The organism is Micromonospora orduensis, assembly GCF_006228125.1.
Taxonomy (GTDB): Bacteria; Actinomycetota; Actinomycetes; order Mycobacteriales; family Micromonosporaceae; genus Micromonospora; species Micromonospora orduensis.
Map to the genome: position 1 here is coordinate 1 of NZ_VDFY01000184.1, position 13,323 is coordinate 13,323.

The 13,323-nt window shown below is 74.5% G+C and carries 10 protein-coding genes and 2 pseudogenes; 6 read left to right on the forward strand and 6 right to left on the reverse strand.

The features are described 5' to 3' along the window. Both FHG89_RS20600 and FHG89_RS20605 read right to left on the reverse strand, forming a co-directional pair. Positions 1-1,179 (reverse strand): NHL repeat-containing protein (locus FHG89_RS20600; RefSeq protein WP_482809822.1); only part of this gene is annotated, 1,179 nt, incomplete at its 3' end. Between the two features lie 170 nt (positions 1,180-1,349). Further along, a pseudogene (locus FHG89_RS20605) lies at positions 1,350-1,583 on the reverse strand (hypothetical protein); the annotation flags it as partial. Between FHG89_RS20605 and FHG89_RS20610 the strand changes: the two are divergent. The 4 genes and pseudogenes from FHG89_RS20610 to FHG89_RS20625 form a co-directional block, all read left to right on the forward strand. After that, positions 1,507-2,649, forward strand: a pseudogene (locus tag FHG89_RS20610) (fibronectin type III domain-containing protein); the annotation flags it as partial. The pseudogenes FHG89_RS20605 and FHG89_RS20610 overlap by 77 nt on opposite strands. A 27-nt stretch (positions 2,650-2,676) precedes the next feature. After that, on the forward strand, positions 2,677-3,672 hold the full coding sequence (locus FHG89_RS20615; protein WP_139586047.1) for an AAA family ATPase: 996 nt from the start codon (positions 2,677-2,679) through the stop codon (positions 3,670-3,672). A gap of 14 nt (positions 3,673-3,686) precedes the next feature. Beyond that, positions 3,687-4,853, forward strand: a complete 1,167-nt coding sequence (locus FHG89_RS20620) for a DUF58 domain-containing protein (RefSeq protein ID WP_139586048.1) — start codon at positions 3,687-3,689, stop codon at positions 4,851-4,853. Next, on the forward strand, positions 4,850-7,180 hold the full coding sequence (locus FHG89_RS20625; protein WP_425280195.1) for a transglutaminase TgpA family protein: 2,331 nt from the start codon (positions 4,850-4,852) through the stop codon (positions 7,178-7,180). Before FHG89_RS20620 ends, FHG89_RS20625 begins: the two co-directional genes overlap by 4 nt. Positions 7,181-7,280: 100 nt before the next feature. Here FHG89_RS20625 and FHG89_RS20630 read toward each other — a convergent pair whose 3' ends face one another. Both FHG89_RS20630 and FHG89_RS20635 read right to left on the reverse strand, forming a co-directional pair. After that, positions 7,281-8,072 carry an SDR family oxidoreductase gene (locus FHG89_RS20630; protein WP_139586050.1) on the reverse strand — a complete coding sequence of 264 codons (792 nt, stop codon included), beginning with the start codon at positions 8,070-8,072 and terminating at the stop codon, positions 7,281-7,283. Continuing rightward, the gene (locus tag FHG89_RS20635) at positions 8,069-9,052 is read right to left on the reverse strand and encodes an LLM class F420-dependent oxidoreductase (protein WP_139586054.1); all 984 of its coding nucleotides are present in this window, start codon (positions 9,050-9,052) and stop codon (positions 8,069-8,071) included. Before FHG89_RS20635 ends, FHG89_RS20630 begins: the two co-directional genes overlap by 4 nt. Before the next feature lie 357 nt (positions 9,053-9,409). Between FHG89_RS20635 and FHG89_RS20640 the strand changes: the two genes are divergently transcribed. Both FHG89_RS20640 and FHG89_RS20645 read left to right on the forward strand, forming a co-directional pair. Further along, entirely contained in the window at positions 9,410-10,426 is a 1,017-nt protein-coding gene (locus FHG89_RS20640; protein WP_244295666.1) for a low temperature requirement protein A, read from the forward strand. A 51-nt stretch (positions 10,427-10,477) separates the two neighbouring features. Next, positions 10,478-11,341, forward strand: coding sequence for a DUF1028 domain-containing protein (locus tag FHG89_RS20645; RefSeq protein WP_139586051.1), 864 nt, complete (start codon positions 10,478-10,480; stop codon positions 11,339-11,341). Positions 11,342-11,531: 190 nt separating this feature from the next. Here FHG89_RS20645 and FHG89_RS20650 read toward each other — a convergent pair whose 3' ends face one another. Beyond that, the gene (locus FHG89_RS20650; RefSeq protein ID WP_139586052.1) at positions 11,532-12,350 is read right to left on the reverse strand and encodes a maleylpyruvate isomerase N-terminal domain-containing protein; all 819 of its coding nucleotides are present in this window, start codon (positions 12,348-12,350) and stop codon (positions 11,532-11,534) included. Positions 12,351-12,358: 8 nt separating this feature from the next. After that, a complete protein-coding gene (locus tag FHG89_RS20655; RefSeq protein WP_208761036.1) occupies positions 12,359-13,246 on the reverse strand; it encodes a phosphatase PAP2 family protein in 888 nt (295 codons plus the stop codon). Positions 13,247-13,323: the final 77 nt, after the last annotated feature.

Genomic DNA, 13,323 nt, shown 5'->3' on the forward strand with positions numbered 1-13,323 from the left:
GCCGAGCACGTCGTTGGCGTACTTGTCGACCTCGCGCACCTGGTGCTTGTCGTCCACCACCCGGGCGGTCGCCGCGTCGGGGGCGTTGATGAACAGGTGGTTCTCGCGGACCTCCAACTCCAGCGGCCCGTTCGCCCGGCCACGGATGGTGTCGACCAGTTGGCCGCCGGCGTCGAAGGAGTAGATCGTGCCGGAGGCCTCGTCCGCGCAGTAGAACCGGTCCGCCCACGCCACCGCCGGGCTGAGCCGGTCACCACTGCCCGGGACCGTGAACTCCCGCTCCTGCCCACCGTCACCCACCACCAGCACCCGCCGGTCCCCGGGCACGGTGACCGGGACGCGCGACCCGCTGGTGCGAGCGGGCAGCGCCGCCGGCCCGGACAGCGTCAACGGCGTCGGGCGCACCTCACCGCGCTGCACCCGCACCAGCTTCCCGGCCGTCCGGTCGAGCACCGCCACCCCGTCGTCCAGGGTGGAGACGACAAGCTCGTGGCTGGCCTCCGCGACGTCGTACGTCTCGACCCGCTCCGGGCTGAGCCCGCCGCCGGTGGGCGCGCCCGACGCCGGCGCGGACGGCAGCTTCGCGGCGGTCACCGCCGACACGGTGCCCTCGCTGGGCACCGCGATCCACAGTCGCCCCTCGCCGTCGAACGTGCCGCCGGTGATGCCCGGGGGATAGCGCACCGGCTCGCCGACCGGCGTCAGAGAACGCGGATCGAGCTGCCGGACGATGCCCTGCACGGCGTCGACGACGAACGCCGCGTCCTCGTGCAGGGCCACACTCACACCGAGGCCGGGGGTGGTCGGGGTGGTCGCGGTGAGTTGCAGGGTGGCCAGGTCCAGTGAACTGACCTGCCCGCTCTGCAGGTCACGCAGGATCAGCAGCCGATCGGTCTGGGTGACCTGCATCGGGTGTCGACGCGCGCCGGCGACCTCGGTGCGGGTGTCGACCCGGGCGGTGACCCCGTTGACCCGGGCCAGCTCGCTGCGCGCCGCGCTCCACAGCCAGGAACTCGCGTCGTAGTTGGCCACCGCGTTGTCCGCCGCCCCCAACCCCAGGACGGTCAAGCCCATGGCCGCCAACAGCGCCGTCACCGTGCCGACGGTCACCAGCCCACCGCGCAGCCGGGACCGGGAGCGGGAGGCGTCGGTCCGCACGGCGTCATCGATGCTGGCCACAGCCGGCTGCCTCCCCTGAGTCGTGGCAGGTGGCGCGCCTCGCGGCGACCCCTCCCCTGAGCCGGGTGCCATCATATGGCCCGGCCGGGGCCGGGGGAACCCGCACCGTCACCCCTGTGGATACCCAGCGTGTGCGTTGTGGACGACCAGGTCAGCTCGGCTGGGGCCGGTCAGCTCGGCGGGGTGGACCGTTCCCGCGCCGTGCAAACCTGCCCCGAGGTCGCGAAGTTGTCAGTGGAGTAGACCGCCAGCACCGTGAAGCAGTAGTCCACCCGCGTACTCAACCCGTTGACCGTGTAGCTGGTCCGGCCCGGGTCCACCGTGGCCATCACCCCGACCGCCGACCCGGCCCGACCGCCGGCCACCATGAACGTCACCGCCCCGCCGGACGGCACGGTCCTGGTGAAGTGGCCGGCGGCGAACGGGCAGGGCAACAAGATCGCGAAGTACGCGGTGACGGCCAGCTCGGCGGGTACGAACGCGCCGGCCGGTGAGTCGCCGAAGACCGAGCTGGTGGTGCCCGCCGGGGAGCTGGAGTTCGGCACCCAGTACGCGTTCACCGTGGTGGCGGTCAACAGCAAGGGCGCCGGTTCGGCGGCCTCCCCGGTCAGCAACACGGTGGTGCCGTTCGCGGCCCCGGGCAAGCCGCTCGACCTGCGCGCCGGTACGGTCGCCGACCAGCCGGGCGCGGTCGACGTGCAGTGGGCGCCGGCGGAGGCGAACGGCCGTCCGGTGACGAAGTACCTGGTGGATGTCGGTGGGCGGGTCAGCGAGGCGACGGACACCCGCGCCACGGTCACCGGGCTGGGCAACGGCCAGAACGTCGCGGTGAAGGTGAAGGCCGTCAACGAGGCGGGGCCGGGCCCCGAGGCCACCACGACGGCGCGTACGGTCGCCGAGCCGCGGGTCACGGTGACCGGCTCGTCGGCGACCGCCACGTCGGCGACTGTGACGTTCACTGTGGACGCGGGCGGTGGAAGGGCCACCTGCTCGGTGAGTACGCCGGGTGAGCCGGCGAAGGCCGGGGCGTGCTCCAGCATCACGGTGCCGGGGCTGACGCCGGGCACGAAGTACACGTTCACGGTGACGGCGAGCAACGCCGCCGGTCAGGGCACGGCCACGAGGGCGCAGCAGACCGAGCCGCTGTACGGCATCGCCACCTGCAACAACGGCCCGGACGGCGACCAGCGCACCTACTGCAACAAGGAGATTGCCGGCGAACGCAACGGCAACGAGATCTTCTCCGTCCCCCGGCAGGACAACGACAAGCAGGTGGGCTGGGCCAAGCCGGGCCGCCGGCTCCAGGCGTACTGCAAGAAGTCGGGCGAGGACGTCGACTCGTGGATCTACAACAACCAGAAGCGCAGCACCTGGTGGGTGCAGGTCGAGTACAGCGGGAAGAACTACATCCCCTGGGCCTGGCTCAACCTGGAGGGCGGCGACAACATCAACGTCCTGCCCACCTGCTGAGCCACCAGGCAAGGAGCACCGCCGACCGTGAACACCCACGAGCCGCTCACCCAGCCGGAGGTGCAGGGCTTCGCCTCCCTGGCCGCCCGGCTGGCCGAGAACGTCAACGCGGTGGTGCTCGGCAAACCGCAGGTGGTGCGGCTGGCGTTGACGGCGCTGTTCGCGCAGGGTCACGTGCTGCTGGAGGACGTGCCCGGGGTCGGTAAGACGACCCTGGCGCGGGCCATCGCCGCCACCGTGAAGGGTGAGTGGCGGCGCATCCAGTTCACGCCCGACCTGCTCCCCTCGGACGTGTCCGGCGTGACCATCTTCAACCAGGCGAGCAGGGACTTCGAGTTCCATCCGGGGCCGGTCTTCGCCAACATCGTGATCGCCGACGAGATCAACCGGGCGTCGCCGAAGACCCAGTCGGCGCTGCTGGAGGTGATGGAGGAGCGCACGGTCACCGTGGACGGTGTCCGGCATCCGGTGCCGTCGCCGTTCCTCGTGGTGGCCACCCAGAACCCGGTGGAGATGGACGGCACCTACCGGCTGCCCGAGGCGCAGCTGGACCGGTTCCTGGTGAAGCTCTCCGTCGGCTACCCGGACGAGGCCGTCGAGGTGGAGGTGCTGCGCGGCGCGACGGTGCGATCCCCGGAGGCGCTCGCTCCGGTCACCGACACGACGACCGTCGGGGAGATGGTCCGGATGGCCCGTCGGGTGCACATCGCCGAGCCGCTCTACGCGTACGCGGTCCGGTTGGCCGCCGCCACCCGTACCCACCCGCAGGTGCGGGTCGGCGTCAGTCCCCGGGGGGTCATCGCGTTGACCCGTGCGGCGTGCGCGTACGCGCTCATCGACGGGCGGGGCTGGATCATGCCGGAGGATCTGAAGGCGCTCGCCGAGGCGGTGTTCGCGCACCGGCTGCTGCTCACCCCGGACGCCCAGGTGCGTGGGGTGACCGCGGCGGAGGTGCTGCGCCAGGCCATCGCGTCGGTGCCGGTCCCGCTGCCGTCGGGGCAGCCGGCGCCGGTGCAGGGCTGACCGGCAGCAGCGGTATGGGGATCACCGCCCGAGGGCTCGGGCTGCTCGTCGCCGCCGTCGTCCTGTTGGGGATGGGGTTTCGGTTCGCGTACCCCGAGTTGACGCTGCTCGGCGCGGCGGCCGGGGCGGCGGTCGGCTACGCGGCGCTTGTCGCGGCCTGGCGGCCCCGCCTGACGGTGACCCGGCGGGCCGACCCGGACCGGGTGGCCCGGGGCGAGCCGGCGAACATGACGGTGACCGTGCGCAACACCGGGCGGCTACGGTCGGCGAACCTGCTGGCCGAGGACCGGTGCGGGAAGCGCACGGTGCCGGTGCCGCTGCTGCGGGTACGGCCGGGCCGGGACACCGAGGTCCGCTACGAGGTGCCGACCCACCGTCGTGGGGTGGTGCCGGTGGGGCCGCTGCGGGTGACGCGGCGTGACCCGTTGGGGCTGGTGGCGCTGGCCCGCCCGTACGGCGAGACGACGCCGGTGTGGGTGCACCCGCGGATCCATCCGTTGACGGCGGTGCCTACCGGTGCGGGACGCAGCCTCGACGGCCGGGTGGACGGGGTGCCGCACGGGTCGATCACCTTCGACTCGTTGCGGGAGTACGTGGTGGGCGACGAGTTGCGCCGCGTGCACTGGCGCACCAGCGCCCGGGTGGGTGAGCTGATGGTGCGGGAGAACGTGGACACCAGCCTGCCGCGTCTGGTCGTCCTGCTGGACAACCGTGCGGTCGCGCATCCGCAGCGGGTGGACGGTGTGGCGGAGTCCTTCGAGTCGGCCTGCGAGGCGGCGGCGTCGGTCGTCACCGCCGCGCACCGCGCCGACCTGCCGGTGCTGTTGCTGCTGGTCGGCCCGGAGTTGGTCGAGCGCGGGGACGGCGACGCGGACGCCTCGCCCGCCCCGTTGGACCGGCTCGCCGCCGCCGAACTCTCCGACGACGATGACGCGTTGCGCGCGGCCACCACCCGGCTGCGCCAGGACCGGCTCGGTGACACGCTTGTCGTGCTGACCGGGCCGGGTGGCCGGGACGAACTGGGCCACGTGGGCGCGCTGCGCGGTGCGTACCCGTCGGTGGTGGTCGGGGTGTTCGGCGCCGCCGAGCCGACCCCGCCGGGCGCGGCGGGCCTGGTGGTGGTCGACGCGGCCGACGGCGCGCAGTTCGCCGCCGAGTGGGACGGGGTGCGCCGGTGGTGACGCGGGCGCTTCGGGCCGCCGTGGTCCCGCTGGCGCTGATCGGGCTGACCTCGCTGGCCGGGGTGGTACTCGGCCGGGTGTACGCCGGTGACCTGCTGACCCGGCTGGTCATCGGCGCGGCGGTCGGGTCGGTGCTGGTAAGCGTGGCCGCCCGACGGCTGCCGTCCTGGCTGGTGGCGCCGGTGTCGGTGGCCGCGATGGCCGGGTGGACGCTGCTGTCGCTGCGGCTGGCGGCGTCGCGCGCCGACCTGCCGGGCAGCCTGCTGGAGGTCACCTCGGACGCCGCGCGCAACGGCATCCCCCGGCTGCTCACCGCGATGATCCCGGTGGAGCCCACACCGGACACGGTGCTGGTGCCGGTGGTCGCCGCCTGGCTGGCCGGGCTGGCCGGCGCGGAGGTGGCGCTGCGTACCGGTCGGGTGCTGCTGGGCTACCTGCCGGCGGCCGGGCTGTACGCCGCCGCCCTCTACGTGGTCGGCCCGAACGCCGAACCGGCCCTCGGGCCGACGCTGGCGTTCGTCGCCGTCGCGGCGGTCGGCCTGGCGGTCCCGGCGGGCGTGACACCGGCCAGCGGCGATCCGAGCGCGGACCTGGCCCCCGGGGTACGCGCGGCCGTGCGTCTCCGACTCGCCGTCAGCTCGGCGCTCGGCGTGGCGCTGGTGGTGGGGCTGGTCGCCCTGCTCGGCCCGGTGGTCGCCGCGCAGGTCGACGGCCGGCCGGTGGACCCGCGCCGGTACGTGGAGCCGCCGCAGGTGCAGTCGCTCGACGAGAACCCGTTGATCCGGATCTCCGGGTGGGCGTTGCACCCGGAGCAGAAGCTCCTCGACGTGAGCACGCTGCCGTCCGACGTCCCGGCCGGGGATGCCGCCCCGGCGGCGGACGGGGGCGACCGGCCACGGATCCGGTTGGCGGTGCTCAGCGACTACGACGGGGTGACCTGGCGGGTCGGCGCGTCGTACCGCAACGCGGGCCGGATCCTGCCGGCCACCACGCCGGCGCGGGACAGCACGGTCCAGACCGTCCGGCAGCAGATCACCGTGGCGGAGCTGAGCGGTCGACTGCTGCCCGCCGTGGCGACGCCCCGCGAGGTGAGCGGCGCGCGGGTGGCGTACGACCCGGCGACCGGGACGCTGATCCGCCCGGAGGGGCTGGCACCGGGGCTGCGCTACACGGTGACCTCGGTCCGGGAGCGGCCGGACACCAATCTGCTGACCACCGCGAACGTGCCGGCCGGTGACGAGGTGGCGCGGGTGCTGCGGGTGGCCGACGGCGTACCGGACACGCTGCGCCGGCTCGCCACCCAGCTCGCCGAGGAGAACGGCGCCCCGTACGCGCGCGCGTTGACGATCGAGCAGTTCCTGGCCGAGCACTACCGGGTGGTGGCCGACGCGCCGAGCGGGCACGCGTACCCGAATCTGGGTTTCTTCCTCTTCGGACCGCGCAACGCCGGTGGCCAGGAGGGCACCTCGGAGCAGTTCGCGGCGGCGTTCGCGGTGCTCGGTCGACTCAGCGGGCTGCCGACCCGCGTGGTGGTGGGGTTCCGGTCCACCGGGCAGGGGCCGGTGCGGGCCGGTGACGCGTACGCCTGGCCGGAGGTGCTCTTCGACGGCCTGGGGTGGGTGCCGTTCGACCCGCTGCCCCGCCCGAACGAGGAGCCGAGGCCGGTCGAGGAGGACTTCCGGCCCACACCGGAGGACCCGCCCCCTTCGGAGGCGCCGGCACCGACCGTGGAGCCGACCGCCTCGTCGGACCCGGTGGCCGCCCCGGCCGGGCCGCCCGTCGACGGCGGCTTGTCCACGCCGGTGCTGGTCGCCGGCGGGGGTGGTGGCCTGCTGCTGGTGGTGGGGGCGCTGCTGCTCACCCTGTTGGCGATGCGCCGCTCCCTCACCCGCGACCGGCTCGTCCGGGGCGACCCCGGCCAGCGCGTCGCCGGCGCCTGGCGGGAGGTCACCGACGCGCTCCGGCTGGCTGGGCGACCGGTCGGCGACGACCTGACGGCCACCGAGGTCGCCGGGTACGCCCGCCAGGCTCTCGCCGACGCCCGAGCCCTCCGTACCGGCGGCGGACCGTCCGCCCCGGACGGTGTCACGGGAACGGGCGACGGCGCGGCGGCTGCCGGGAGCCCGGACGGCGTCGACGAGTTGGCGGTCCTGCTCAACGAGGTGGGTTTCGCCCCCGGCGCCGTGACGCCCGACCAGGCGGTCCGGGCCGCCGAGATGGCCACCGGCTACGTGGCCACCCTGCGTTCCGCCCGCCCCTGGTGGCGCCGCCTCCTCTGGTCCATCCACCCATCCCCGCTACGCCGGGCCCGCCGACCCGCGCGCTGATCAGGACTTCGGTGCCGACTCCCACCGCGGCGGACCGGCTTCTCCTCCCCCGGCGAAGGGGAACGCGTTCCCGCGGCCGGGGGATCGCCCGTGCGCTCTGTCAGGTGGTCAGGCGGCGGATCAGCTTGCGCATGCCGGCCTGCCAGCCGTCCGGGTCCTCGGCGCGGCGGCGCGCGTAGTCGGCGACCTCCGGGTGCGGCAGGATCAGGAACCGCTCCTCGGCGAGCCCGGCGACGGCCGCGTCGGCGACCTGATCCGGGGTGAGCACCGCGCCGGAGGCGGCGATCACCCGGGCGCCGAGGTGACCCTCGACGAGGCCCTCGGCGAGCATCGGCGTGTCCACGCCCTGCGGACAGAGCGCGCTGACCCGGATGCCCCGGTCCCGGTAGGTGATGGCCAGCCACTCGGCGAACCCCACCGAGGCGTGTTTCGTCGCGGTGTACGCGGCGTCGCCCACCGCCGTCAGCACGCCCGCCGCCGAGCAGGTGTGCAGCAGGTGCCCGCCGCCCCGGGCGAGCATCCCGGGCAGCACCGCACGGGCCGAGTAGACGTGGGCGAGCACGTTGACGCGCCACGCCCGGTCCCAGCCGGCGTCGTCGACCTCCACTCCCCCACCGGTGGTCACGCCCGCGTTGGCGCAGAACAGGTCGATGCGGCCGTAGCGCTCCTCGGTGTCGGCGACCAGGTCGCGGACCTGCTCCTCGTCGGTGACGTCGAGGGCGATGGGGTGCGCGACCGGGCCGATGCCCTCGGCCACCGCGTCCGCCGCGTCGGCGTCCAGGTCGGCGATCACCACGGCGGCGGCGCCCTCGGCGGCGAAGCGGCGCGACAGGGCCGCTCCGATGCCGCCGGCGCCGCCGGTGACCACCACGATCCGGTCGGTGAGGTTCACGCGGAGGCTCCTGCGGTGTCGGTGCCCAGCTGGGCGATGAGGGTGAGCAGCGCGGTCGCGCCGCCGGCGGCCACCTCCGGGGTAGGCAGCAGCGCGATCACCGGTACGTCCACGCCGGCGTCGGCGTAGCGGCGCACCTGGGCACGACACCGCTCCGGAGCGCCGTGCAGCACCAGCGCGTCGACCACCTCGTCCGGTACCGCCGCGCCGGCGCCGCGCCGGTCACCGGCGGCCCACGCCTGCCACATCGGCGCCAGCACCTCGTCGCGGCCCAGCCAGCGGTGGAACTCGGCGTACGCGGGGACGGTGAGGTAGCTGGTGATCAGCCGGCGGCCCAACGCGCGGGCGTACGTGGCGTCCTCGGTGGGGCAGACGAAGATCCGGGCGGCGACCTCGAAGCCGGCGCGGCGCTCGCCCAGCTCGCCGAGGGCGCGCGGCACGTCGTCGGCGCTGAGCCAGTTGAGGATCACCCCGTCGGCCTCGGCGCCGGCCAGCCGGAGCATCCCGGGACGCAGCGCGGCGAGCAGGATCGGCGGCGGCACGGCGGGTGGCCGCTCCAGCGTGAACCGCCGCACGGTGAAGGTGTCGTAGACCTCGTCGACGGTCTCGCCGCGCAGCGCGGCGCGCAGGAAGCGCAGGACGTCTCGGGTACGCCGGAACGGCTCCTCGAAACGCACCGCGTTCCAGTCCCGTACGAGCACCGGCGAGGACGCGCCGATGCCGAGCGCGAACCGGCCCGGCGCGGCCTCGGCCAGCGCCGCCGCGCTCATCGCCAGCAGGCCCGGGCCTCGGGTGAAGACCGGGGCGATGGCGGTGCCCAACCGCAGCCGGGGCTGCCAGGCGGCGGCGAGCGCCAGCGGGGTGAACGCGTCGGCCCCGGCGACCTCGGACGACCACACGTCGGTGAACCCGGCCCGGTCGAGGGCCGTGTAAACGGCCTCGTGGTCGCTCAGCGCGATCCCGCCCAACGGCACGGTCATGCCCCATCGATTCGTCACCGATCGATCGTGCCCGTTGACGGGGCGCCCGAGCAAGATCTTCGTACTGGGCAGAATCGCCGGTTTCCGGCTGTCGCGCCGACGAAGGGTGCTACGACTTCGAGGTGGAACGGACCACCGGCTCAGGCCGCTGAGCATGGGTTCCAGGGCGACGGGACGCCTGGAGCCGGTCCCGGCGGCGGCGGCGCCCGGCCGGGCCACCTTCCTTGAACTCTTCTTCGACCTGGCGTACGTCTTCGCGCTCACCCGGATCTCCGCGCGGGCGTTCGAGGACCTGACCGGCGCGCCGGCCCGGGAGAGAGTTGGGCGGCGGTCACCGGAGGCGGCAAGACGCTGCTGTTGCTGCTGGCACTCTGGTCCGTCTGGCAGGGCACGGCGTGGACGACCAGCAGGTACGACCCGTACAAGATCCCGCTCCAGACGGTCGTCCTGACCGCACTGGTGTGCGGGATGGTGATGGGGGTGGCGATCCCGCGGGCGTTCAGCGAGGCCGGGTTGATGTTCGCGGTGGCGTACGTGGTGGCGCAGGTGTCCCGACCGGTGATCCTGTCGTTGGCGCTGGGTCCGCACCCGTACCGCCGGCTGAAGGTCCGCATGGCGGTGATCTTCGCCGTCACCGGGGTGTTGTGGATCGGCGGAGCGGTGCTGCCGACCAACCCGCAGGTGCTGCTCTGGGCGGCGGCGCTGGCCATCGAGTACCTGGCCGCCCGGTTTGGCTGGCCGGTGCCGGGGCTGGGTCGGTCGACGATCTCGAAGTGGGAGATCGCCGGAGAGCATCTGGCCGAGCGGTACCAGCAGTTCTTCCTCGTCGCGCTGGGCGAGACGATCCTGGTGGCCGGCTTCGCGTTCAGCAGGGGGACGTACGGGTCGGGGCACGCGTGGGCGTTCGGGCTGGCCCTGGCCACGTCGATCCTGCTGTGGCGGATCTACGTCCAGCGCGCCGGTCGGATCCTGGGTGAGGCGGTGATGAAGGCCCGACATCCCGCCACCATCGGCCGCTCGGCCGCCGACACCCACCTGGTCATGGTGGTCGGCCTCTCCGCCACGGCGATCGGCTACGAGCTGCTCATCGAGCATCCGGTGGACCGGTTCCCGGCGGCGTGGCTGGCCCTGGTGCTCGGTGGGCCGGCGCTGTTCCTGGCCGGCCGTTCCCGCTTCGAGTACGAGGTGTTCGGCCGGGTCTCCCCGTCCCGGTGGATCGCCATCCTGGTGCTGGTGGCGGCGGCCGTGCCGCTGCGGTACCTGCCCGGGCTCGCCGCCGCCGCCGTGGCGGTGCTGGCGCTCGGCGCTGTCGCGGTCGTCGACGCCCGCCGGGCGCGCGGCGCTCCGCCGGAACCGGCCGCGCCACCGTTCTGACCCATCGGTGTACGACACTGCCAGCGCCCTGCGGCGGGCTAATCTCGGCGGGTGACCTTCTCCCTCGTCGCCCGCTCCGCCGACGGCCGCCTGCACGGTGTCGCCGTGGCCAGCAAGTTCCTCGCGGCCGGGGCGCTGGTGCCCGCGGCGGAGGCCGAGGTCGGCGCGCTGGCCGCCCAGGCGCACGTCAACCTGGCCTACCGTCCCCAGGGGCTGACCCTGCTGCGCACCGGGGTGGCCGCCGCCGACGTGGTGGCCGGTCTGACCGCCGCGGACCCCGAACGGGAGCACCGCCAGCTCGGGGTGGTGGCCGCCACCGGTCCGGGCGCGAGCTGGACCGGATCGTCCTGTCACCCGTGGGCCGGCGGGCGGACCGGCGACGGCTGGGCCGCGCAGGGCAACGTGCTCACCGGCCCGGAGGTCGTCGACGCGCTGGCCGACGCGTGGCTGGCCGGGTCGACGTTGCCGTTCGCCGAGCGGCTGGTCGCCGCGCTGCGCGCGGGTGACGAGGCCGGCGGGGACCGGCGTGGCCGGCAGAGCGCCGGGCTGCTGGTGGTCGAGCGCGGCGGCGGGTACGGCGGCGGCAGCGATGTGCTTGTCGACCTGCGGGTCGACGACCACCCCGACCCGGTCACCGAGCTGGGCCGTCTGCTGGCCGTGCACACCATGCTGTTCAGCCGCCCCGACCCGGCCACCCTGCTGGACCTGAGCGGCGCGGTCGCCGAGGAGGTGGCGGCGTTGCTCACCGCGCTCGGCCACCCGGTGACCGGGGACGGGCCCGAGGCGGCACTGAACTCGTGGGCGGGGTTGGAGAACCTGGAGGAGCGGCTGGTGCCCGGCCGTATCGACCCGGTGGTCCTGACGCACCTGCGCCGCGTGGCCCCGCACGTCCCGGCACCCCGCTCCGCGAGCTGACCTCGCCACCGCCGGCCGCTCGGCCGGCCCGCCACGACCAGGCGACGCCGCCGGCCGTCACGATCCGCACAGTTTCGGGGAGAGTGCTGCTTCCACAAGCAGCGAGGTAGCACTTTCCGTGACGTTGCGCGGATCCCGGGGCTCAAGGTTGGGTCGGGGCGGCCGCGCCCGGCGGGCGTGTCGAGGTACGTCAGCGGCCGAAGGCCAACCAGCGAAAGCCCGCGGCGTCGATCTCGGCGCGCTCCGCGGGGGTCAGCGCCGCCCGCCCGGTGGTCTTGCGGATCAGGGTCAGCCGATCCCAGCACAGCCCGGCTGGTGCGGGCCGCCCACCGGTGAGCAGGTCGGCGATCACCGCCGCCGCCTGCGGGGTGAGCCATGGTGGCCGGTCCAACGCGACCGCCAGGTCGAGGCCGTGTACGCCCACCTCGACCACCCGGGTGCGCAGGAACTCGGTGAGGCGCATCGCGTCGCCGTGCCGGGTCCGGACCACCCGCTCGGGCGGGGCGGCCGCGACCGCCGCGTCGGCGGCCCGCCAGGACTGCTCGAACTCGCCTGGCAGTGTCGACCGGCCCACCGGCACGCCATCCCACCCGCCGCCGGCGATCCACGCGGCCTCAGACGGCTCAGCCGTAGACGACCCGGCCTCGGACCGGGCGGCGTCGATCCGGGCGGCGTCGATCCGGGCGGCGTCGATCCGGGCGGCGTCGATCCGGGCGGCGTCGATCCGGGCGGCGTCGATCCGGGCGGCGTCGATCCGGGCGGCGTCGATCTCGGGGGTGAACTTCGCCGCGCCGAAGTAGCCCGCGGCGTCCACCTCGGCACGCGGCGGCGCGGGTGCGGCGAGCATGCCGGCCAGCCGTCCGGCGCCGGTGCGTACGTGGGCGATCAGATCGCGCACGGCCCAGGGCGGGCAGGTGGTCGGCCGGTCGAGGTCGGCGTCGTCCAGCTGGGTGAGGATTCCGGTGAGCCGGGCGCACTCGGCCCGGAACGCCGCACGGACCACGTCCACCGGCCGGTTCAGCCCTTGACCCGGGGGACGAGGCGGTGCACGACGGTCAGCACCAGCGCCATCACCACCGCCATCGTGCCGGCGATGCCGGCGGCGCTTCCCGCGTACCCGACGAAGAGTGGACGGCGGTTCAGCTCGTCCGGCCCGGTGCCGCGCAGGTCGACGAGCCAGGACAGCGCCAGCCCGCAGGCGATCAGGGCGAGGACACCGGCCACGCCGAGCACCAGCGCCGCGATCCGGTGCGCGTCGCCGGGCGCGACCTCGGCCTGTTCCCGCTGGGTGATGAGCAGGAGCAGACCGGCCAGCGCCGCCCACACCCCCACCACCAGGTACGCGGCGACGGCATCGCTGGGCCGGTGCCAGCCGGCGGAGAGGGTGGCCACCCCGGCGAGGGCGGCGTAGCTGGCGCCGAGGAAGGCGCCCACCGCGCGCACCTTGCGGGGCAGGACGAGCACCAGCGCGACCGCCACCGACGCGGCCACCGCCGTGTGTCCACTGGGCAGGCTGTTGCCGACGGCGGCCCGCTCCGGGTCGAGGCCGTAGTCCGGCCGGTTCAGCCCGTACTTGAGCAGTTGGGTGGAGACGTTCGCGCCGGCGATCAGCAGCGTCGCGGTGATGGCCAGCGCGATCCGCCCCCGGATGAGGGCGATGAAGCCGATCACGGCGGTGGCGGCCACCAGGGACACCACCGACATCGCGTTGAGGATCCGGTCGACGGGGCCGTCGATGCGGTCCTGGCCGATCCGGTTGCCGGTGAGGGCGACCGTGTCCACCCACTGGCCGATCTCGGTGTGCACGGCCACCCGCCAGACGGCGAGGAAGGCGGCCGCCTGGACGAGGGCCAGTACGACCAACCAGACCGCAGTCCAACCCCGTGCCGTCGCGCGCATCCGCACACCGTAGCGGCCTGGGTCAGTCGGCCGACCGGTGGCCCGCCGTCTGTCGATGGTTAGGTTGGGCGGAGGTGAGGGGG

Coding starts and splice junctions, on each gene's coding strand:
- FHG89_RS20635 (WP_139586054.1), bottom strand. CDS start 9,052: ATGACCGTGCCGTTGGGCGGGATCGCGCTGAGCGACCACGAGGCCGTT.
- FHG89_RS20620 (WP_139586048.1), top strand. CDS start 3,687: ATGGGGATCACCGCCCGAGGGCTCGGGCTGCTCGTCGCCGCCGTCGTC.